Here is a 23,074-nt window from a genome sequence, read left to right as displayed (position 1 = left end):
TTAAATCATACTGACAGCTATTAGATTTCTTGGTTAATCAGTTTAAATGATACCTTGAAGTACTAAATAACCGCTTACTAAAATAATAATCAATACTGGTATAACGGCCGGCACCAATAAAAAATAAAGCTAATAACATAATGAAATAAGTGGCTGAAAACTCTATGCCATTATTAAGTACTACGATATTGCCATTTTCATACAGCCAATCAGTATTACCATGCTCATCTAGGATTTCACGCATTTTGTTAAGTTTGCTTGCGGTATTATCACTGTTTTCAAGGCTTGCTTGTGCTTGTTCAGAGCCAAACCAACGAAGAACTTTGGCAGCACTGATGTCAGAATTAGTTGGGGTAATAGCAAACCAGCCATTTTCTGCATGTACTGTTGTTGCTGCCACAATCATAGTGAACATTAAAGGAATTGATATTAACCGAGTAAAAGCGCCAATTAATAATAGCCAGCCACCAAAAAATTCAACAAGAATAACTAGGTTAGCTAGTAGCGCAGGAAAAGGTAAGCCCAATCCCCAATCGCTATTGCCAAACCATGCAATGATATTAGGATCTGCCATAAAAGCTGTAAAGCCTGTAACCTCTTCATTGAGTAGTTGTGTTTTACTAAAGCCCGCCATAATAAAAATAGGCGCAAGGTATAAGCGAATCAAAAGAGCTGGAATACCATCAAAATTGGGTAACTTAGTTAAAAAGCTTTTATACGTAGATATCAAAAATGCCATGATAGTATCTCAATAGGTATTGTACTAATTATTCTATATAGAACATAAAGCGGAATATATTCTTTCAAAATATACGCAACTCCCCAATTTATTTAGCTAAGTTAATTGAGGTTTATTAAACATAGACTCATTTTTTTACAAACAAGTAGTCAAATCTAAATAACTTTAAGGTAATATGCTTGTTATATATTCGTAAATTGATAGACAGTATTTTATGACAGCAATAGTAAATTTATTTAAGCGTATTTTAGTAGGCATATGGTGGTTATTTACTTTAACTCGCTCTGTTGTTTTAAATGTAATTTTTATAATTTTCTTTATAAGTTTTGTGGTTATGATTGCCAGTGGCAAAGATCAAGTGGAAGTACCTGACAAAACCGCTTTAGTATTGAATTTGGTGGGTGATATAGTTGAACAAAAGCATGAAGTCAGCCCAATAGACGCTTTTATAAATGAGGCTTTTGCGCAAAAAGAAGAAAAGCCTGAAGTATTACTTGCTGATGTAATTAAGGTTATTAATAAAGCTAAAAATGATGATCGGGTTGAAATATTGGTATTGCAGTTACAGAGTTTGAAAAATGCTGGATTATCAAAATTACAGGATATTGGTAGTGCCCTAATTGACTATAAAAGTTCTGGTAAAAAAATCATCGCCCTTGGTGACCACTTTACTCAAGACCAATATTATTTAGCCAGTTATGCCGATGATATTTGGTTGAATGAACAAGGTTTTATGCTGCTTGATGGCTATGGTCGTTATAAGATGTATTTTAAATCAGCGTTAGATAAACTCGCCATTAAACAACATATTTTCCGTGTTGGTACCTTTAAATCTGCAGTGGAGCCTTTTCTTCGTGATGATATGTCTGAAGAAGCTAAAACGGCTAATAAACTATGGTTGAACGACTTATGGGGCCAATATAAACACGATGTTGCTTTGCAGCGTGGTTTTTCTTCTGAAAATTTTGATGAAAGTATCAGTGATTTATTAACTAAATTTAGCAAGTCAAATAGCAGCTTCGCGCAATATGCCTTAGCAAATAATTGGGTTGATGAGTTAAAAACTCGTGACCAAATGCGGGTTAAGTTAATTGATTTAGTGGGTAAGAATAAAAAAGGCGACAGTTACAGTCATATAAGTTTTAAAGATTATCTTGAAGCAACTACACAACTAAAACCATTAGAAACCAAACCTAAAGATAAAGTGGCAGTGATTGTTGCTAAAGGCAACATTTTAAATGGTACACAAAAACCGGGAACTATAGGTGGCGATTCTACCGCGAATTTATTACGTAAAGCACGTATGAACAAATCAGTGAAGGCTGTCGTTTTACGTGTTGACAGCCCTGGCGGTAGTGCCTTTGCTTCAGAAATAATTCGCCAAGAAGTTGAATTATTAAAAGCGGCTGGCAAACCTGTTATTGCTTCAATGGGAACTTATGCTGCTTCAGGTGGTTATTGGATCTCAGCTCCAGCAGATAAAATATTTGCCGCACCTTCTACTATTACTGGTTCAATTGGTATTTTTGGCATGATGATGACTTTTGAAGACTCATTAAGCAAACTTGGTATTCATACTGATGGTGTTGGTACTACAGATTTATCTGGCTTTGGTCCCACGCAACCACTCAGTGATGGCATGTCAAAGTTGTTTCAATTAAGCATAAATAAAGGCTATCAAGACTTTATCACTTTAGTTGCTGAGAATAGAAACATGACAACAGAAGAAGTTGATGCTATTGCTCAAGGACGTGTTTGGTCTGGAACAAAAGCAAAAGAACTAGGTTTAGTTGATGAGTTAGGTAATTTAACTGATGCTGTAGTTGCAGCAGCTGAGCTTGCAGAGCTAAAACGCTATGATACCCATCTTATCGAGCAAGAGCCCTCTTCTCGCAATAAGTTTTTGCAACAATTATTGGGATCTGCATCGAACATATTTGAATTTAATAGCTATGCTTCAAGCGATTTATTATCAGGGAGTAATGAAGGTAATAAAGGACTCACCCAGTTATTTGGTCAAATACAAAAAGAAATAACCACAATTAACCAATTTAATGATCCACAAGGCATCTATACTTTATGCCTAGCTTGTAGTGAACAATAGTTATGTCAAGTCGTAAAAACATCTATGTCGCTTATACTGGCGGCACTATCGGTATGAAAAAAAGCCATGAAGGCTATGTACCAGATAAAGGCCATTTAACAGCGTCAATTAAAGCTTTACCTGAATTTCATCGCCAAGAAATGCCACACTTTAGAATTAACGAATACCAACCGTTAATTGACTCATCAAATATGACGCCCAGCGATTGGCAGCGTATAGCTGATGATATTAAGGCCAATTACGATGATTATGATGGTTTTGTTGTTTTACATGGCACTGATACCATGGCTTACACCAGTTCAGCATTATCGTTTATGTTTGAAAATTTGAATAAGCCAATTATTGTTACCGGCTCACAAATACCCCTGAGTCAATTACGATCTGATGGTCAAGTTAATGTATTAAATTCACTTTATATAGCTGCAAGCTATCCCATTAATGAGGTTGGCTTATTTTTTAATAATAAACTTTACCGCGGCAACCGTTCTATAAAGGCCTATGCTGATGGTTTTAATGCTTTCGATTCACCAAATCTACCACCGCTACTTGAAGCTGGTATTAATATCAATGTAGTTGAAGGTAAGGTTTCTCACAGCATTAAACATCAAGGCGATGTTATTGTTCGCGATATTACCCCTCAACCTATAGGGGTTGTGCATTTATATCCAGGTATAAGTAGTGAAGTGATTGAAAATGTGATCAGACAGCCAGTAAAAGCATTAATTTTACGCAGTTATGGTGTCGGTAATGCCCCGCAAGATGAAGCTCTGCTTGCCTGTCTTTCAAAAGCTAAAGAGCAAGAAATCATCGTTATTAATTGCAGCCAATGTATTAAGGGCACTGTCAATATGTCAGGATATGCTACCGGCAATGCCTTAAGCCAAGCTGGTGTAATCAGTGGTCATGACATGACATTAGAGGCTACCTTAACTAAATTACATTATTTACTTAGCCAAGCACTTAGTTACCAAGAAATATGTCACTTAATGCAAATGAGTTTACGTGGTGAATTAACTCAAAACCAATAAACAGGCGTCTGTATTAGTTACCTCAACAGCTTTCAAGGAGAACACGCTTAATCAGCTATTTAAGTCTTGATTAAGCCACAGTTAAGAAAGCTTAAGGTAAACTGATTAAGCCTGCTTGAGGTACACGCTTTCTAGTCGTTCTAGTAAACTCAAATCATCTGAGTTTAGTGCACCTAACTGTAACCATTCAACGAGTTGTGTCGTCAAATCAATCGTTGCGCCAGATAACATTTGCTCTTGCATTAATTCAACTTGAATTGCCATACGCTGTTGAGAAAGCTCTATTGGTGATTCAACTTGCGCTAATATTTCGATGATCAATGTTTTCTTATTACGTAAATCAGCCTCTGCAGTTTTAGAACTTTGCACTTGATCCTGTACACGCTTTTGCCAAGCAACAGTTAAGTGCTCATACTCTGCTAAATTAGTTACCTCATTAACCGTGATGAATTGTTCTGATTTAGCCAAAGTTTTCAATAAAGTAAACAAGCATTGCCAGTTAGCTTTTTGAGCTTTAACTTCAATATCTGTTAATTGACTTTGATTACTTTTGATAAAGTTTTCAATATCATTAGCTAAGGTTTTAATTACTGGTTTATTGGCCAGTACTTCAGACAAAAGGTTCTCTGCAGATTGTATCGCTTGTTTGAGTGAATTTTTATCAACAGTACTGCTTAGTTGAGTTTTTATGTTATCTAACGCTTGGGTAAATTGCGCTATCAATTCAGTTTTAGCACTTTGCTGTTGTAATTTTAATTGCTCACGTTTAGCAAATATTTCGTCATTCGCTTTTCTAAAGGTTTGCCAAAGTTTATTTTCTTGACGAGGTCCAGCATAACCAATATCACGCCATTGCTGTTGTAATTGCTTCACGTTTTCCACAGCTTGAAATACATCTTCTGTTGAGAGTTGTTGTATTGCTTGTTGGATTAACGCTTGTTTCTTCTCGGTATTAGTGACATGAAAAGCTTTGATTGTATTTTTGATAGGCGTTAACACGCGAGTAAATTGTTTTTGTAGAGATTGATACTCTTTCCTATCGACCTCACCTGCTTGCTTCCATGCCTGTTGTAACTTGTTGAGTTCGCCATCAATTGCTTTAAAGCTTACCGCTTGATCTTTTTCCGAAATTTCAGCATCTTGCTCAGAAAGTGATTCAGCTAAACGACTAGCTTGACTAATTAAATCACGACGAGCAATCAAGTGTTGTTCGCGAAGTTTTTCTTGCTCTGCGTAAAATAAGCGACAAGGGGCAAAGGCTTGCTCACATGCTTGGTTAAATTGCTCATTAAGCGCTTTGTCAATTTCCTCATCAGCATGACCAAGCGAATTCCAAGTATGTCGATATTGCTTTACCTTTTCAGCTTGATCATTTGGATTATCAAGTGGGTTTTCGATAAGAGCACTCACTTCTTCAAGCAATTGCTGCTTACGAGGTGTGGCAATATAATGCTCCCAGTCACTTATCTCAGCAAGTTTTTCACTCACCTGTTCAAAATCACGTTGTAGCTGCTGCTGTTGTTTAGCTGAAAGTAAAGACTGTACTTGCGTAACGCCTTTGAATAAACCAAAACACACTTTAAATTTACCGTTAACGAGTAATCGCTTGATATCTTGTAGCTTTTTCTTATTTTGAATAAATAATTGTCTTTGCTCTTCTTGCAAGGGTTTTAGTCCTTGCTGCCACATACAAGTGATTTCGTTATAAGCATCTATAATTGACTGAGGTAATGAACCATATGTTTTTTTCTCGACTTCATGCCATTTTGTTAACCATTGATGATAAGTTTCTTGACGATCATTGAGATCCGATAAATCTTGCGGAAGTGATAATTGAGATACTTTAGATATAAGGTGTGTAGCCGCAGTAACAGACTCTGCTATTTCAGGAAGCTGAGTTAAGCGAGTATTCAACTCATCGACTTGTACTAAGAAGACTTTCTGCTCTTTATCATTTAACACACTATCAGTTATCGTTTGCTGAAGTTCAGTAAGCTGTTGAGTAAAGCCTTGTTGATCAATACTTTGATCTTCGAATACTGAATTAGTGATCTGTTGATTAACATCATCAATAATTTGATTGAATTCGGTTGTCGCTTTTATCTTTTCTGCTTGAATTTTTTGAGCGATCTTTTCTTGCTCGTAAGCTTCAGCTTTACTAACAAATAACTGCGCTAATTGCCAAGTTATCTTTTGATATTTATCGTGCAAGAGTTTTTGTTGTTCTTCACTTAAACACGCTAGCTCTTTAACACCTTCTTGCCATTCTACGATTAACGCTTCACGTTTACTCAGATAAACGTCATAGTCAGCAACATCTTTTAAAGCAAATAACTTAGACAATACTAACTGTAACTGTTTTTGAAGTTTGATCGGTTTTTCAATAGCTGCCTGTAATCGCTCAAGTTTATTGTTTATTAATGAACTCACAGCTTCAGCGCTGGATTTCTTCAACAACTTAGTAAGAAAGTTAACATCTGATAATTCAGGTAAATCTAAAGAAAGCAATTGTGTTTGTATCTCGATAGATTGCTTTTGAGTGAATAACTGCATTAGTTTGTTGGCAGTATTTGTTTTTTCATTACATTGTTGATTAAAAATTGCGAGAACAATCTCAGGCTCCTGCTCTACCTCAAGCCACTTAGCAATGTATGCTTTACTATTCGGTTGTTGTAAAAACGCTTTTTTAGCCTCTGTAGTTAAACAAATATCATGGCTATTGGTTAATATTTTATTTATCTGTGACGCTGAAAATTGCTTTACTTTGTCATTATCATTGTTTTGACTAGCCGATAGGTAAATATCAAAGTCGTTTAATTTAACGAGTGCTGCCCGTCGAACTAACTCATTTTCATCTGTATTAAGTAACGAAATTAAAACCTGTTTTTCTTCTGGGTTATTAAGGCTTAGGGATTCATTGATTGCAGCTATACGGGTATTTATATCTTTAGCTTGCCAACTTTGTTTGGTTTTGAATAAACGAGAAAAAATCATAAAACAGTTTTTACTTATAAAGTTATTTGGTTAGTACTTGTGAAAAAGAATTGTCACTATCTTTTAATAATCCACAAAAAATTAAATCCGTGAAAATTAACCCCGTACAAATTAAATATCGGTGAAACGGGCAATATCTGGCTTTACACACGGGGTAATAGGCTCATCTTTGGCAGCAGAAGAAAACTCGGCCTTTAACTGACGTTTATTTTTATTAATAATGTTGCCATCATTTCCTATAGTTAGCATGTCATCATTGTTTAAATGACGTGCTTGATAAGCCATGGTTAATTGTAAGGCGGTATTTCGCTGAGCTTGATCTACAGGTGTTCCTTCTGGCCACTTTCCTGTTTCTGCAGCGCATTTTAACCGTAAATACATTGCTTCGCTCATCTGCGTTATGGTGCTTTCTAAATTCATGAAAATCCTATTTTTGACGTTTAAAGAGCAATAATTTTACTCGAATAACTATGTATAAAATAAAACCAATGACGCAACAGGTCATTGCTAAAGTATGCTGCCATGATCCTGGCTCAACATTATCCCAGAACATAAATAAAAAACCGCCGCAAAAGAGCAACATAGCAATAAAGGAATAATTCATTAATCTTTGCCCTTGATTAATGCGCTCAATACGATTCAAGCTCGCCAATTTTTCAGTATCTAATTCTGTCAAATCAAGCTTACAATAATTACATTGCTTGGCTTTATCTGAAATTTTCTTTTTACAACTAGGGCATTTAATAACTGCCATAAACTATACTTCTGTACGTAGATAAGTATTAAATATTCTACCTTTTTTAAGGCAAAAAAAAACGCCCCTAAGGACGTTTTTTACGATTAATATTTAACTAAGTAGCTTTTACTAAGTAATGTTTTCATCTTTTGCTTTAGATTTTGCGATACGATCTTCCCAGAATGTCGCTCCTTCAATACCAAGTGCTTTAGGATCAAAACTATATTCCTTAACACCTGCTTTTTGCTGTTGCTCATAATCTTTAAGAGCTTTAATTGCCGGTTTAGACATAAAGAATATGATAATAATACCTATAATGTTTAACCAAGCCATTAAACCAACACCTATATCACCAAGTCCCCAAGCAATATTAGCTGCTTTGATTGTGCCGTAGAAGGTCGCACTCATAATAACAACTTTAAGCAAAAATACGGCGCCAGGAATATTAAAGGTTCGCTTTATATAATAGATATTATTTTCAGCAATAAAGTAATACGCCAAAATAGTCGTAAATGCGAAAAAGAACAATGCTAGGGCTACAAAAGGTTTGCCAACACCGGTAAAGACACTATCAACAGCCATTTGTGTAAAAGCAGGACCATTTGCGGCAACGTCACTAGCAATGTTTTGAACAATAAATACATCACCTACACCATGAACATTATAGGCTCCTGTGATAATAATCATAAAAGCAGTAGCAGAACAAACAAATAAAGTGTCGATATAAACTGAAAATGCTTGTACTAAACCTTGTTGAGCTGGGTGATCTACTTCAGCAGCAGCTGCTGCATGAGGACCAGTACCTTGCCCTGCTTCATTTGAGTAAACACCTCGTTTAACACCCCAACCAATAGCAGCGCCAACACCCGCCATTGGTGTGAATGCATCACCTACAATTAACATAAATGCTTTTGGTAACTCGGTAATATTAAGTGCAATAATAATCAGTGAAATTAAGATGTAAGCTAACGCCATAAACGGCACAACAATTTGTGTGAAGTTAGCAATACGTTTAATCCCGCCAAAGATAATAAAACCCAGTAATAATACTATAGCCGTACCAGTATAAAGCTTAGCGTAGCTCACAACACCGATTGCAGTATCAATACTGCCGGCTCCAGAAAATACCTGTTCAATAGCACCGCCAATAGTATTTGACTGAACTGTTGGTAATAAAATACCGGTGGCTAAAATTGTGGCAATGGCAAATATCCATGCATACCACTTTTGACCCATGGCTTTTTCAATATAATAAGCTGGACCACCATGGTATTTGCCGTCATGCTCTTCTTTATATATTTGAGCATTGGCAGATTCGATATAGGCTGTTGCTGCACCAAAAAAGGCTACAACCCACATCCAAAAAACAGCTCCTGGACCACCGAAACCAATAGCCGCAGCAACACCTGCAATATTACCTGCTCCAACACGACCAGATAGAGAAACTGCTAACGCTTGAAATGAAGAGATACCCTGTGATGAACTTTTACCTGACATTAATAAACGCCACATTTCTGAAAATTGGCGAATTTGAACAAAACGAGTAAGTACGGTAAAAAATAAACCTGCGCCTAAGCAAAGATAAATTAATGCCGAGCTCCATATATAACCATTTATAGTATTGACAAGTTCTTGCACTGAAAACTCCTGATATTATTGTAATTTTTATTATGAAATAAATTGAAAAACGGATGATTTATCGTAAATCATCAACCATATGATATATGCCGGTTAAAAAATCACGGCCTAATAAACTACTGCGCATATCTGACCAACCAACACTATAGTCAGGTAACAAGTCATTATCTTTAAATGGCATTTCAATAGTATAGGCTAAGCACTTAAATTGATTACCTACCCAGTTTGTACCAACAGTAGGGTTAGCTTTACCTGGTTCGTCCTTATCATAACCTCGTTCATCTTGAAATTCAGGTGTAATAGCTAAAAGTATATCTTTAAATTTATCTTCTAACGCTTTATGACGTTCATCATAATTTACAACGCCTTCACAACCAGCAACAAAATTAACAGGCAGCGCTTCATCACCATGAACATCCAAAAACATATCAACGCCGGTTTCAAACATTTTTTCTCGAACCAAATAAACTTCCGGGCTACGTTCCATGGTTGGTGTTAACCACTCACGGTTTAAATTAGCACCAACGGCATTAGTACGCAAATGACCTCGCACACTGCCATCAGGATTCATATTAGGCACAATATAAAAAACGGCTTTATTTAATAATGCGCGCGCAACACCGTCATCTTCATCAAGTAAGCGCTCTAAAAAGCCCTCAATAAACCATTCAGCCATAGTTTCGCCAGGATGCTGACGGGCAGTTAACCAAATAACGCGTTTGCCCTCACCTTCATCTCCAACTTTAAGTAAGCTCATATCCCGACCATCAAGTGTTTGTCCTAACACTTGCAGTTGGCAATCAATATGCATTTGCGCACTATGTAATAAATCTTGATGACGTTCGTAACTATAAGGAGAGAAATAAGCAAAATAGACTGAATTGTATTCAGGCGTAAAGGAGATGGTGAGCTTTTCGCCATCATAACTCGTGGGTACTCGAAACCAATGGTCTCTATCATAAGAGGCTACAGCTTGATAATCTTCCCAACCTTCTACATAAGCAGCCTGCCCTGCATTGGTTAAATGAATAACATGCTCTTGAGATCCACTATTAGGATTTGCAAAGGTGTGAAGTTTGAAGTGAAACCATTGATAAAAATCAGATTGATTGTCATGTTTGATTTCACATTGAATATTACTGATATCACTGGCATCGATAACGCGAATATTGCCACTATCAAAGTTATCAGTTATTTGCACCGCTGGAGCTTGCATAAAGGCACCTTCATGAAGTTTTTAAAAAGATGAAAGTCACAGTGTACACAAACAAAAGTAAGATCACTACAATGATCTTAGATAAAGCCCTAATTCTGAAGAATATCCCATAGATTTAGCAATAACGATATTTTCTTCGTTAATAACATAATAACTAGGATAACCACTTATAGAAAAGCTTTGTTTGATAGCTTCGTTTCCTAGTGCAATGGGAAAGGTTAATTGGTGTTGTTGAGTAAAATTAGTGACCTCTTCGATGCTAGAATAATCGAGTACGACAGCAATAACATCAATATCTTCATTTTTCTCATAAAGGTTTTGTAAATTACCGATACTGACATGACAAACTTGGCACCAAGGGGCAAAAAAATATAAAACTGTTTTTTTATCTTGTGAGGTTAAATCTACAGCACCTCCTGTTAAGGTCGGTACCTTGGTTATGACTTGAGTTTCAAATTTAGTAATTTTGTCATCTTTAGACAACATGCTTGTTTCACGAAAAAAAGATAACACATGGAAAGCTAAAACAAAAATAATGGCTTGTATGATAAAACTACGTAACAAAACAACTTCCTTAACGGGCAACTAATAGTCAAAATAATAAAGTAGGTTCTTTAATAGACCCGATCATCGAAAATTTATTGCAATGAATCAGTTAGAATTTTCAGATAAGGTGAAGTTATTTGGCAATACCGTATAGTCAGGAAATAGCCGACTACCCTTCAAAAAAGATCAGTAGTCGACTTCAAGATAGCTTAACTAATATTTGTTAAGCCATTCATATAAGGTTGCAACGCTGTCGGCACATCAATACTGCCATCGGCTTGTTGGTAGTTTTCTAGTATTGCTACTAGAGTACGACCAACAGCTAAACCAGAGCCATTTAAGGTATGGAGTAATTCAGGTTTGTTTGTTTCACTATTTCTATAACGAGCTTGCATACGTCGAGCTTGGAATGCGCCCATATTCGAACACGATGAAATTTCACGATAGGTATTTTGAGCAGGTAACCAAACTTCTAAATCAAAGGTTTTAGCGGCACTAAAACCAACATCTCCACTACAAAGCACCATAGTACGGTATGGTAGTTCAAGTTTTTCTAAGATAGCTTCAGCGTGGCCGGTTAGTTCATCTAAGGCAGCAAATGAGTCTTCAGGTTTAACTAACTGTACCATTTCAACTTTATCAAACTGATGTTGACGAATTAAACCACGAATATCGCGACCACCCGAGCCAGCTTCACTACGAAAACATGGCGTATGAGCCGTCATTTTAATCGGTAACTCTGCTTCATCAACAATCTCATCACGGTACATGTTGGTTAATGGTACTTCTGATGTTGGAATTAAAGAGAATTTTTTACCGGATAAGTCAGTATGGAATAAATCTTCACCAAACTTAGGTAACTGACCTGTACCAAATAATGAGTTTGCATTCACCAAATAAGGCACGTACATTTCCTGATAACCATGCTCTTCAGTGTGCATATCTAACATAAACTGTGTTAATGCACGGTGTAATTTTGCAATTGTACCGCGCATAACAGCAAAGCGAGTTCCTGCTAATTTGGCACCACTTTCAAAGTCTAAACCTTTATCAATTGCTAAACCTAAATCAACATGGTCTTTGACTTCAAAGTCAAATTCACGAGGCGTACCCCAACGTTTAACTTCAACATTGTCATCTTCATCTTGACCAACAGGAACAGATTCATCTAACAAGTTTGGAATAGCACTGGCTATATCGTTAATTTTAGCAAGCACTTCATCTTGTTCAGCTTTTGCCACATCGAGATCATTACCTAGTTGGCTAACTGCAGCTAGTAAAGGGGCAATATCTTCACCGCGTGCTTTTGCTTGGCCAATGGACTTAGAGCGACTGTTACGTTCGCTTTGTAATTCTTGGGTTTTTACTTGTATCGCTTTTCGTTGCTCTTCTAAAGCATTTAAAGCCTCTATATCAAGGGTAAAGCCACGCTTTTTAAGTTGGCTAGCGATATTGTCTAAATCTGTTCTAAGTTGTTTTGCGTCGAGCATAATAATTCACGTTTTATCTGTTTTAAATTCAAAGTTAAAATATTAATAAATGGCTAAGTTTTCTATTATAAAACTCATCCTAAAATTTATTTAGCTAAACTGGATACTAAATAAAGTCCAAATCCAGCGGCTGCTATACATAGGGAGACATTAAGCAATACGTTAATGCCTGCTTTTAATACATCACCTTGTTGTAATAACAATAAGGTATCTAATGAAAAAGTTGAAAAAGTGGTAAAAGCACCTAAAAACCCTATACCTATTAATGTTCTATGCACATGAATTTCTATTAATTCATGACTAATCAACTGGTAAAGTACACCCATAACAAATGAGCCTGTGATATTAACTAGCAAGGTGGCAAAAGGGAAACCTTTTCCTAGCCAATTTAACACTAATTGCGAAATATAAAAACGTAAGCTTGCTCCACAGGCACCACCTAATGCAACAAAGGCATATAAAGTGAAATTGCTAACCGTATTAGTCATAGCGCTGCTCATTACTCTGTTGATTTAATTGTTTAAGGTAATTAAGTTTTTCTTTTAATTGTTTTTCTAAGCCGCGGTCAGTGGGCTGATATAACTCAGTATTGTAACCTGAAGCGTTAGCTAATGCTTCAGGAAAATAATTTTCACCACTAGCAAAAGCATTTTCTTCATTATGTGCATAGCGATAGCCAGCGCCATGACCTAATTCTTCAGTAAGTTTACTGGTAGCATTTTTTAAGTGATTGGGAACATCTAAGCTTGATGTTTGCTCAGCTAATACCTTAGCTTGATTAAACGCAATATAAACCGCATTACTTTTTGGCGCTAACGCTAAGTAAACCGCTGCTTGAGCAATAGCACGTTCCCCTTCACTTGGACCAACTCTATGATAAGTATCCCAAGCATTTATGGCTAATTGCATAGCACGTGGATCAGCGTTTCCGATATCTTCACTGGCAATGGCTAATAAACGACGAGCAACATAAAGGGGATCGCCACCACCCGTTAAAATTCGCGCGTACCAATATAATGCCGCATCAGGACTGGAGCCACGTACAGATTTATGAAATGCACTGATTAAATCATAAAAGGCATCACCGCCTTTATCGTATAAGGCAACTTTCGAACCAGCTACTTGGCTAATTAATTCAACCGAAATACTTTTTTTATTTTCTACTGTGCTAATACTATCTAGGCAATTTTCGACAAGGTTTAATAAACGCCTTGCATCACCGTCAGCTCTATTAATTAAACTTTGTTTCGCATCTTGACTAAGGTTGATGGAAATATTCTGACTGCTTTCTACGCTGGTTATAGCTCGATTTAATACTTGAGTTAAATCCTGCCTAGTGAGTTTTTTTAATGTATAAACCCGAGCACGCGATAAAATAGCCTGATTAAGTTCAAATGCTGGGTTTTCTGTTGTCGCACCAATGAAAATAATAGTGCCATCTTCTATAAACGGTAGAAAGGCATCTTGTTGGGACTTATTAAAACGATGAACTTCATCAACAAATAACACGGTTAGATTATCATTGTTGTCATTCGTTGCCCTGATTTTTGCTTGTTCAATAGCAAGGCGAATGTCTTTGATACCTGAGGTTACTGCTGACAACCTGATCACTTTGGCATTAACATGGTGAGCAATAATTTCAGCTAAGGTTGTTTTTCCACTTCCCGGTGGCCCCCAAAATATAAGGGAATGACAATGTCCTTGCTCAATACTGGTTCGTAGTGGCGAGTTTTCAGCTAATATATGTTGTTGACCAACATAGTCCGATAAACTTTTAGGGCGCATTCTAGCCGCAAGTGGTGCTGCATCATGGGTATTTACTTGTGCACTCGCCTCATTGTTATCGCATTCATTTTCTTCGAAAGCTAACAAACTTGCTTGTAGGGTTTCTTCACTCAAAACTAGGCCTTACTCTACACACGAATGAAACTAACGTTGATCATCAATTTGTGTATTGGCTGGAACAACAAATTTAAACGTTTTTTCATCAGGTGCATTTTTATCGTTAAATTGACTTAATTTAACATGACTTAACTGACCTGTGGCATCAAGAAAAGAAAACTCACTTAATTGCTCCCCTTGCTCATTGGTGTTGAAGGTCAAGGTTAAATGCTTAATTTGGCTGTTTACGTCAGTTGCACTAATGATGTATGTGTTTTCTTGTCCAGTTTTTTGTTCAACTGAATATTGTTGCCATAATGATTCATCATTACTGGTTAATAATAAAATCGGTGTACGTGCTATCGCTGATGATAGCGAATAAATGCTTACTTGCTCTATCCATGGATTATAAAACCAAACATTTTCACCATCTGAAACAATAGATAGCTCATCTGGCGTCTCTACCTGCCAATTGGCTAAATTAGGCTTGCTCAGTGCTAGATTGCCAGTGCTTTCTTCTATGATATCACCAGAATCGCTAATGACTTGCTGAGTAAAGTTTGCAGTAAAAAAATTAAGGTGTTTTAATTTTTTGATTAATATTGATTTACTATCACTTAATTGTATTTGATTAATTGAGTTTGCTTGATTTAAATTTTCAGTTGCTAACGGTAAATTATCCGCGTGAATCACTACACTGGTCGTAATTGAGCAAAAAGCTAACGTTCTAACAACGTTAGCTAATGATTTTTTATTCATGGTAAATGCTTTCTTTTATAAGTGAATTAATCTCTAATCGGAGGCGGCGCTAATACTTCTCGGGCACCGTTGTGTCCTGCTGAAGATACGACACCTTGAATTTCCATTTGTTCAACAATTCTGGCTGCACGATTATAACCAATTCTAAATTGCCTTTGAACACTTGATATAGATACACGGCGCTTCTCAGTGACAAAATTTACCGCTTCATCATAAAGGGCATCTAAATCTTCATCTCCACCTTCAGCCTGCTCGCCTGGCAACAACATATCTTCATCGCTACCACCCGCTAAAATTTCTTCAATATAGTTTGGCTCGCCACGTTGTTTCCAATCATTCACGACCGCATGAACTTCATGATCGTCTATAAAAGCGCCATGAACACGGGTTGGAACACCGGTACCCGGTGGTAAATAAAGCATATCACCCATACCGAGTAATTGTTCCGCACCTTGCTGATCTAAAATGGTGCGCGAGTTTAAACCTGAAGATACCTGAAACGCCATTCTTGTTGGAATATTTGCCTTAATCAAGCCAGTGATAACATCAACTGATGGACGCTGCGTTGCAAGAACTAAGTGAATTCCAGCAGCACGTGCTTTTTGCGCAATACGAGCGATTAATTCTTCAACTTTTTTACCCACAATCATCATCATGTCAGCAAATTCATCAACAATTACGACTATGCTCGGTAATTTATCTAAAAGTGGTGGCGTTTGATCTAGACCGTCACTCGGTTGCCATAATGGATCTATAATAGGCTCACCAGCTTCAATTGCACCAAGTATTTTCTTGTTATAACCTTTTAAGTTTCGAACCCCGAGTGCTGACATTAATTTATAACGACGCTCCATTTCACCCACACACCAACGTAAGGCATTTGCAGCATCTTTCATGTCGGTAACCACTTCGGCCAATAAATGCGGAATGCCTTCGTATACTGAAAGCTCAAGCATTTTCGGATCAATCATGATCAGGCGGACATCTTCAGGGGTTGATTTATAAAGTAAACTTACAATCATGGTGTTAACACCAACCGACTTACCAGAGCCCGTGGTACCCGCAACCAGTAGATGTGGCATTTTTGCTAAATCAACCACCACAGGTTCACCTGCTATATCTTTACCTAACACCATGGTTAACGCAGAAGATGACTCTTCAAAGGCTTGACAAGCAATCACCTCACTTAAACGGACAATTTCACGGTGCTTGTTAGGTAACTCTAAACCGATAACTGATTTACCAGGAATTACTTCAACCACACGAACACTAATAGCAGAAAGCGCACGAGCTAAGTCTTTTGATAATGAAGAGATTTTACTGACCTTCATACCCGGTGCTAAGTCTAATTCAAACCTTGTAATTACAGGTCCTGGGTATACTGCTACCACTTGTGCTTGCACTTTAAAATCGAGTAACTTAGCTTCAACTAAGCGGCTTACTTGTTCTAATTCTTCTTGGTTAATTGGGTTTTGTGCCTTATCAGGTCGATCAAGCAAATCAATAGAAGGCATGCCTTCGAAGCTTTCAGGCTCGTTGGCAACAAGGTTTACTTGGCTAGCATCACTGCTTTCAACCACAGCATTTTTAACTTGCTCTTGCTTATCATCTTCAACATTCACTTTTTCAACATTGGCAAATGCAGCGGTGATTTCAGTTTCACTGACATGTTCTTGAACATTGCCAGCAATGGGCCCTGAGATAAGTTCATCAATGTCAACAAACGGTTCAATGGCTTCTTCAGTAACGGGCAAATGTTCAACCATTGGCGAAGGCTCGTTAGTTACTTTAGCTGGGGGTTTTTCATTACTCTTAGCTTGTTGACTATTTTCAACAGGAGAAGTACCAAACTTATCAATAATATATCTCGGTAAATGTTGGATAAACATGATAGCTGCAATGGTATAGCGACCAACATTATCGATAAAATTCAACCATGAAAAGCCTGTCACTAAGACAAAACCTGCACAAGTAAATAAAACAAAAATCAATGTTGAGCCAACAAAGGAAAAATAAGGTAAAAAGCTATTGCTTAAAACGTCGCCTAAAATTCCACCTGCAGAAAAATAGAAAAGATCATCAAAGTTCATGCTAGCTAATGAGGTAATGCCTAGATAGAACATGAAAAAACCAATTAACTTTAAACCTAGTGTTAAATAGTCTAATTGCATCAGTTGATGAAATTTTTGAAATAAAAGCCAGCCAATAACGGCTACAACGAAAGGTAATGTATAGGCTAAAAAGCCAAATAAATTAAGTAGTAGATCAGACAAATAAGCGCCGACTGCACCACCAAGGTTTCTAACCGGTGTTTGGTAACCTGTTTGTGCCCAACCAGGATCTGCCGCATCAAAACTAAATAATGCCAACATAAGAAACATAGCGAACACGCTAAAGAAAAGTAAACCAGTTTCAAGTAGACGTTGTACACCACTTAACTGTTTAGGAGCAGGTTCATTTTGTTGAGTATTTTCTAACTCATCAAAGCTTTCATCAGTATTTTTCATAAGTTCTGAAGACAATTAATATTCCATTGATGTTATTCATTAAAAATGAAAGTAAGGCAGTAAGGAGTAAAGTAACAAATTATCGCTTAATTGGTAACATATTACTGGATTTTATTTCATCCATGACAACATAGGTTCTACTTTCACTTACCGCAGGTAATTTCAATAAGGTATCCCCTAATAATTGTCGATACGCTAACATATCTTTTACGCGGGTTTTTAACAGAAAATCAAAATCACCTGACACTAAGTGACATTCTTGAATTACATCAAGTTCATGTACTGCAGCAGCAAAATCGTCAAATACATCAGGACTCGTTTTTGTAAGGGTTATTTCAACAAATACTAATAAAGCGAGATCTAACTTCATCGAGTTTAAATTTGCTTGATAGCCAGTTATATATTGCTCTTTCTCTAAACGTTTTACTCGCTCAAGACATGGTGTAGGACTTAAACCCACACGTTTAGAAAGTTCAACATTGGAAAGTCGTCCATTTTTTTGTAGTTCAAATAAAATATTTTTATCAATACGATCAACTTTCTTATTCGTCATAATAACCCTATATATAATTATCTAGAATTTACCAAGTTTTTAGCATTATATACTGCAATTATTTATAATTCGACAGGTTATTCCAATAAACTACTCATATAATAGTCGCATCTAAAAGATACTCATTTGCTTTGTATTGCTAGAACTATAAGAGAGATTATTATGATTGTTGGTGTACCTAAAGAAATTAAAAACCATGAATACCGTATTGGATTAACTCCTGCTGGTGTAAAGGAGTTATCTGTCAATGGCCACGAAGTGATTGTTGAAAATAATGGCGGTGCCGCTATTGGTTTTGATAATGAACAATATATCGCAGCGGGTGCAAAAATAGTGAATAGTGCTGCAGAAATATTTGCCAGTGCAGATATGATAATCAAGGTAAAGGAGCCACAACCTATCGAGTGTGAAATGCTCCGTCCGGGTCAAATTTTATTTACCTACTTACACCTTGCCCCTGATCCACAACAAACAGAATTATTAGTAGCCTCTGGTGCTACCTGTATTGCATATGAAACCGTGACAGCAGAAAACGGAAGTTTACCACTTTTAGCGCCGATGTCTGAAGTAGCTGGTCGTATGTCAATTCAAGCTGGAGCCCACGCATTAGAAAAAGCACAAGGTGGTTTAGGTGCTTTATTAGGTGGTGTGCCGGGTGTTGCTCCTGCGAAAGTTCTTATTGTAGGTGGTGGTGTTGTAGGTACCCAAGCAGCTCGTATGGCTGTTGGCATGGGAGCTGATGTTACAATACTAGATCGTTCATTACCTCGTTTACGTCAATTAGATACCGAGTTTGATGGCCGATTAAAAACTGTTTATTCAACAGCAGATGCGATGAACCAACTTGTAGTTGAAGCTGACTTAGTAGTTGGTGCAGTTTTAATTCCAGGTGCAGCTGCGCCTAAATTAGTAACGAAAGAACATATTAGCATGATGAAAAAAGGTGCGGTTGTTGTTGATGTTGCTATTGATCAAGGTGGCTGTTTTGAAACATCAAAACCGACAACACATCAAGAGCCTACCTACGTTGTTGATGGCGTTGTACATTATTGTGTAGCAAATATGCCTGGTGGTGTGGCACGTACTTCTACAATGGCGTTAACAAATGCCACTATGCCGTTTGCAGTAACGCTGGCGAATAAAGGTGCTAAAGAAGCCTTACTAGCTGATGAACATTTATTAGCGGGCTTAAATGTTGCTGCAGGTAAAGTCACCAACAAACCTGTTGCTGATGTACTAGGTTATGAGTATGTTGCACCACAAATAGCGCTTAATGCATAACTGTTAAATTTTTATCTATAGCTTGAAAAAAATTATTTTTTTAAAAAGAGTGTACACACACTGGCAAATAAGTATATGTGGGCTCTTTTTTTTTTAGCATATAACAAACAAGTTATTTACCCCCTTGCTTTATTTCCTTATCATCCCTATTTATAAATAATAAGATAATTACTTTTTCTTGGAGAAATCATGAGTGACGTAAGACACTGTCCTTTATTAATTTTAGGCTCAGGCCCTGCTGGCTACACTGCCGCTGTATATGCAGCTCGCGCAAATTTAAAACCAGTAATGATTACCGGTATGCAACAAGGTGGACAATTAACCACAACTACTGATGTTGAAAACTGGCCAGGTGATGCTGATGACCTAACAGGTCCAGCACTGATGGAACGTATGCAAAAGCATGCTGAAAAATTTGATACTGAAATTATTTTTGATCATATCGAGTCTGTTGATTTTTCATCTAAACCATACAAATTAACTGGTAGCAGTGAGTATACTTGCGATGCCTTAATTATTTGCACTGGTGCATCTGCACAATATCTAGGATTGCCATCAGAAGAAGCCTTTATGGGCAAAGGTGTATCAGCTTGTGCTACCTGTGATGGTTTCTTCTATAAAAACCAAAAAGTTGCGGTTGTTGGTGGCGGTAATACCGCTGTTGAAGAAGCCTTATATTTATCGAATATTGCCAGTGAAGTTCATTTAATTCACCGTCGTGATACTTTCCGTAGTGAGAAGATTTTAACAGATCGTTTATACGAGAAAGTTAAAAACGGTAACATCATCCTTCATACTGACCGTACTTTAGATGAAGTATTAGGTGATAACATGGGCGTTACTGGTTTACGTTTAAAAGATACTAAGTCTGATGCAACCAATGAACTAGAAGTTCAAGGTGTATTTATTGCCATTGGTCACAAACCTAACACGGATATCTTTAAAGGCCAGCTTGATATGAAAGATGGTTACTTAACCATTCAAAGTGGCACTGAAGGTAATGCAACACAAACAAGTGTTGAAGGGATTTATGCCGCTGGTGATGTAGCGGATCATATTTATCGTCAAGCCATTACTTCTGCAGGTGCTGGTTGTATGGCTGCACTTGACGCTGAACGTTACTTAGATGCTCAATAGGCTTTATTTTTAATAAAGTGTTATATCAACTTAACGATGATCCTTTGGCTTTCCCCCCGCTGCATTACGCGCTAACAGAGCCAAATGGATTATTAGCTTTAGGCGGTGATTTATCCCCTCAACGGTTAATTGCCACTTATCGCCAAGGAATATTTCCTTGGTTTAGCGAAGGAGACCCACTTATGTGGTGGTCTCCGGATCCCAGAGCTATTATTAAACTTGATGATTTACGCATCAACCGAACCCTTCGTAAAGCAATAAAAAAATCACCTTATAAAATCACCTTAAACACGGCTTTTGAAGAAGTTATTGAGTTGTGTGCTGATGCCCCTTTTCGTGATGACGGAACTTGGATCTTACCCGATATGCAGGCGGCATACTGTAAGTTGCATCAGCAAGGTTATGCCCATTCAATTGAAGTTTGGCAAGTTAACGAAGCAACTAACTCACCTAAACTCGTTGGTGGATTATATGGCGTTGCTATTAATGGCTTTTTCTCTGGAGAATCAATGTTTTATACCGCAGCAAATGCTTCAAAATTTGCTTTAGTTGCTTTAGCAAAGCTACTTGGCAGTATTGATATTAAATTTATTGATTGTCAACTACTTAACCCATTTTTAGCAGATATGGGGGCTTCTGAAGTTTCACGTACTGAATTTGTTACTCTCAAAGAAACTGCTATAAATAAAGTAGTGTCTCAAACTTTTTGGCAGCCCAGAGAGTTAGATGAGAATTTAGTAATAGATGTACTGAAGTGATAAAGGGTGTTTTATGAATGACAATAGTTTTAAAGTTGGCATCACTAAAACCTTTCCTTGTAGTTACCTTCCTGAAAAACAAGAACGTTTACTTCTTGCGGTTGATGAGCGTTTACAAAATAGTCAAAGCTATAGTTTATTAATGTCAGAGGGTTTTCGCCGCAGTGGCGATCAAAGTTACCGTCCTTACTGTCCAAATTGTGATGACTGTAAATCAATTAGAATTCTTGTAGATCAATTTAAAGCCTCTAAAAGTCAAAGGCGCTGTCAAAAACGTAATAGCCATTTCATCATAAAGTTCTCTGATGAATTAAAACCGAGTTATTACCCTTTATATGAAAATTATATCAACACTTGTCATCAAGATGGCAGTATGTACCCTGCTAACTATCAGCAATTTGAAAGCTTTCTTACCACCAAATTAAGTCAACAGCTGTTTATCGAAACTTGGCATAAGATTGATGATGAAGAAAAGCTTGTTTGTGTGGCCATTACTGATGTTCTACCTAATGCCCTATCTGCTGTATATACGTTTTATCATACTGAATACAAAGCAAATGGTTTAGGCGTTTTTTCTATATTAACGCAAATTAATCATTGCAAACACCTTGGTTTACCCTACCTTTATTTAGGTTACCAAATAGATGCTTGCGCAAAAATGAATTACAAAAACCGATATTTTCCTTATGAAAAATTGATTAAAGGTGTTTGGGTTCATACCGATAAAAAGTCAAACAATTCGCAAATTAGCTAAAAAACACCATAAATAAAAGAAGAATTCTAAATAAACAAGCGCAAAGCTTTACTTTAGCCGTGCAATTAGGCATCATGCGCGCAGCTTTTTTTATCAGCTATAAATCAACCTAATTTAGATTATTAGCTAGTTTGCACAACACAGAGGTTTAGCGCCCCATGGCGAAAGAAGAAAATATTGAAATGCAAGGTACGGTTCTAGATACCTTACCAAACACTATGTTCAGAGTTGAACTTGAAAACGGCCACGTAGTTACCGCTCATATCTCAGGTAAAATGCGTAAAAACTACATTCGTATTTTAACTGGCGATAAAGTTACAGTTGAGTTAACGCCATACGATTTATCTAAAGGCCGCATTATTTTCCGCGCTAGATAATTTGCGCTACCTAGTTTTTTAATTCATTTTTAAAGTTAAAAACAGTAGCTGATGTTTGGCATTCATGTTTATCGCATGACTATAAATATGAATACCATAAAATAAAACCAGCATTATTTCGAAGAAATAGCTGGTTTTTTCATGCTTAAATTTTACGTTCGTATAGCCACTGAGCCTTTACTATTTAGTTTTTTGGCGTATCTATGCAAAAAGCATTGAGTTTATTGCCATCTAAATCACGAAAATAGCCTGCATAAAAACCTGTCATTTCACCTCGAGGCCCTGGTTTACCTTCACAAGTTGCACCTAGTGCAATCGCTTGTTGATAAAAAGCATCAACTTTATCCGTTGAATCAAGCATTATCGCTACCATAGTACCATTTCCAACGGTAGCTGGCTTACCGTCAAAAGGCTTTGTAATTGAAAGGCCTGCCTTGTCCATACCTGTGCTCCAGGCAACAAATTGCTCTGTTTCTAAAAAACGACCTGCGCCTATAGAGGCAAATAATTGATCGTAAAATGACACTGCTTTTTCCAAATCATTTGTACCTAAAGTGACATAACCTATCATTGGTA

Annotated in this window: 21 protein-coding genes; 7 read left to right on the top strand and 14 right to left on the bottom strand. The window is 37.0% G+C overall.

The genetic code is table 11. The features are described from left to right. Positions 1-37 precede the first annotated feature (37 nt). Entirely contained in the window at positions 38-739 is a 702-nt protein-coding gene (locus AC27GZ_RS10750) for an HvfX family Cu-binding RiPP maturation protein (protein WP_487095012.1), read from the bottom strand. A gap of 214 nt (positions 740-953) precedes the next feature. Between AC27GZ_RS10750 and sppA the strand changes: the two genes are divergently transcribed. Together sppA and ansA are read left to right on the top strand one after the other, a co-directional pair. After that, on the top strand, positions 954-2,843 hold the full coding sequence (gene sppA / locus AC27GZ_RS10745) for a signal peptide peptidase SppA (RefSeq protein WP_487095011.1): 1,890 nt from the start codon (positions 954-956) through the stop codon (positions 2,841-2,843). A 2-nt stretch (positions 2,844-2,845) separates the two neighbouring features. Beyond that, positions 2,846-3,871 (top strand): asparaginase, encoded by a 1,026-nt coding sequence (gene ansA, locus AC27GZ_RS10740; RefSeq protein ID WP_487095010.1) that lies wholly within the window; start codon positions 2,846-2,848, stop codon positions 3,869-3,871. Between the two features lie 105 nt (positions 3,872-3,976). On the opposite strand, the gene AC27GZ_RS10735 is transcribed toward ansA, so the two are convergent. From AC27GZ_RS10735 to lrp, 12 genes are all read right to left on the bottom strand, one after another. Continuing rightward, entirely contained in the window at positions 3,977-6,865 is a 2,889-nt protein-coding gene (locus AC27GZ_RS10735) for a DUF349 domain-containing protein (protein WP_487095009.1), read from the bottom strand. A gap of 111 nt (positions 6,866-6,976) precedes the next feature. Then, positions 6,977-7,285, bottom strand: a complete 309-nt coding sequence (locus AC27GZ_RS10730) for a YeaC family protein (protein ID WP_487095008.1) — start codon at positions 7,283-7,285, stop codon at positions 6,977-6,979. Positions 7,286-7,292: 7 nt separating this feature from the next. After that, positions 7,293-7,619: a hypothetical protein gene (locus tag AC27GZ_RS10725; protein WP_487095007.1), complete on the bottom strand. Its 327-nt coding sequence runs from the start codon at positions 7,617-7,619 to the stop codon at positions 7,293-7,295. A 111-nt stretch (positions 7,620-7,730) separates the two neighbouring features. Then, positions 7,731-9,239: an alanine/glycine:cation symporter family protein gene (locus tag AC27GZ_RS10720; protein ID WP_487095006.1), complete on the bottom strand. Its 1,509-nt coding sequence runs from the start codon at positions 9,237-9,239 to the stop codon at positions 7,731-7,733. 58 nt (positions 9,240-9,297) lie between these two features. Continuing rightward, complete coding sequence (locus tag AC27GZ_RS10715; RefSeq protein ID WP_487095264.1) at positions 9,298-10,440, bottom strand: M14 family metallopeptidase; 1,143 nt, start codon at positions 10,438-10,440, stop codon at positions 9,298-9,300. 81 nt (positions 10,441-10,521) lie between these two features. Then, positions 10,522-11,019: a TlpA family protein disulfide reductase gene (locus AC27GZ_RS10710; protein ID WP_487095005.1), complete on the bottom strand. Its 498-nt coding sequence runs from the start codon at positions 11,017-11,019 to the stop codon at positions 10,522-10,524. A 191-nt stretch (positions 11,020-11,210) separates the two neighbouring features. Further along, positions 11,211-12,491 carry a serine--tRNA ligase gene (serS, locus tag AC27GZ_RS10705; RefSeq protein WP_487095003.1) on the bottom strand — a complete coding sequence of 427 codons (1,281 nt, stop codon included), beginning with the start codon at positions 12,489-12,491 and terminating at the stop codon, positions 11,211-11,213. Between the two features lie 86 nt (positions 12,492-12,577). Next, entirely contained in the window at positions 12,578-12,979 is a 402-nt protein-coding gene (gene crcB / locus AC27GZ_RS10700) for a fluoride efflux transporter CrcB (protein WP_487095002.1), read from the bottom strand. After that, on the bottom strand, positions 12,972-14,276 hold the full coding sequence (locus AC27GZ_RS10695; protein ID WP_487095262.1) for a replication-associated recombination protein A: 1,305 nt from the start codon (positions 14,274-14,276) through the stop codon (positions 12,972-12,974). Before AC27GZ_RS10695 ends, crcB begins: the two co-directional genes overlap by 8 nt. Before the next feature lie 144 nt (positions 14,277-14,420). Further along, positions 14,421-15,131: an outer membrane lipoprotein periplasmic chaperone LolA gene (gene lolA / locus AC27GZ_RS10690; RefSeq protein WP_487095001.1), complete on the bottom strand. Its 711-nt coding sequence runs from the start codon at positions 15,129-15,131 to the stop codon at positions 14,421-14,423. Between the two features lie 26 nt (positions 15,132-15,157). Next, a complete protein-coding gene (locus AC27GZ_RS10685) occupies positions 15,158-17,653 on the bottom strand; it encodes a DNA translocase FtsK (protein ID WP_487094999.1) in 2,496 nt (831 codons plus the stop codon). Between the two features lie 64 nt (positions 17,654-17,717). After that, complete coding sequence (gene lrp, locus AC27GZ_RS10680; protein WP_487094998.1) at positions 17,718-18,191, bottom strand: leucine-responsive transcriptional regulator Lrp; 474 nt, start codon at positions 18,189-18,191, stop codon at positions 17,718-17,720. Positions 18,192-18,353: 162 nt separating this feature from the next. Here lrp and ald point away from each other — a divergent pair, with 162 nt between their 5' ends. The 5 genes from ald (at position 18,354) to infA (ending at position 22,498) form a co-directional block, all read left to right on the top strand. Then, positions 18,354-19,472 carry an alanine dehydrogenase gene (gene ald, locus AC27GZ_RS10675; protein ID WP_487094997.1) on the top strand — a complete coding sequence of 373 codons (1,119 nt, stop codon included), beginning with the start codon at positions 18,354-18,356 and terminating at the stop codon, positions 19,470-19,472. A gap of 189 nt (positions 19,473-19,661) precedes the next feature. Next, positions 19,662-20,609: a thioredoxin-disulfide reductase gene (trxB, locus tag AC27GZ_RS10670; RefSeq protein WP_487094996.1), complete on the top strand. Its 948-nt coding sequence runs from the start codon at positions 19,662-19,664 to the stop codon at positions 20,607-20,609. A gap of 17 nt (positions 20,610-20,626) precedes the next feature. Next, on the top strand, positions 20,627-21,367 hold the full coding sequence (aat, locus tag AC27GZ_RS10665; RefSeq protein ID WP_487094995.1) for a leucyl/phenylalanyl-tRNA--protein transferase: 741 nt from the start codon (positions 20,627-20,629) through the stop codon (positions 21,365-21,367). Between the two features lie 13 nt (positions 21,368-21,380). Continuing rightward, positions 21,381-22,121, top strand: coding sequence for an arginyltransferase (locus AC27GZ_RS10660; protein ID WP_487094994.1), 741 nt, complete (start codon positions 21,381-21,383; stop codon positions 22,119-22,121). Between the two features lie 158 nt (positions 22,122-22,279). Further along, positions 22,280-22,498 (top strand): translation initiation factor IF-1, encoded by a 219-nt coding sequence (gene infA, locus AC27GZ_RS10655; RefSeq protein WP_011043571.1) that lies wholly within the window; start codon positions 22,280-22,282, stop codon positions 22,496-22,498. Between the two features lie 184 nt (positions 22,499-22,682). On the opposite strand, the gene AC27GZ_RS10650 is transcribed toward infA, so the two are convergent. Then, positions 22,683-23,069, bottom strand: coding sequence for a VOC family protein (locus tag AC27GZ_RS10650; RefSeq protein WP_487094993.1), 387 nt, complete (start codon positions 23,067-23,069; stop codon positions 22,683-22,685). Positions 23,070-23,074 lie beyond the last annotated feature (5 nt).

It is taken from the genome of Colwellia sp. SU-HH00943 (assembly GCF_057546125.1).
Note: the sequence above shows the minus strand (reverse complement) of the source record. Positions and strands in the feature narration are given on the sequence as shown.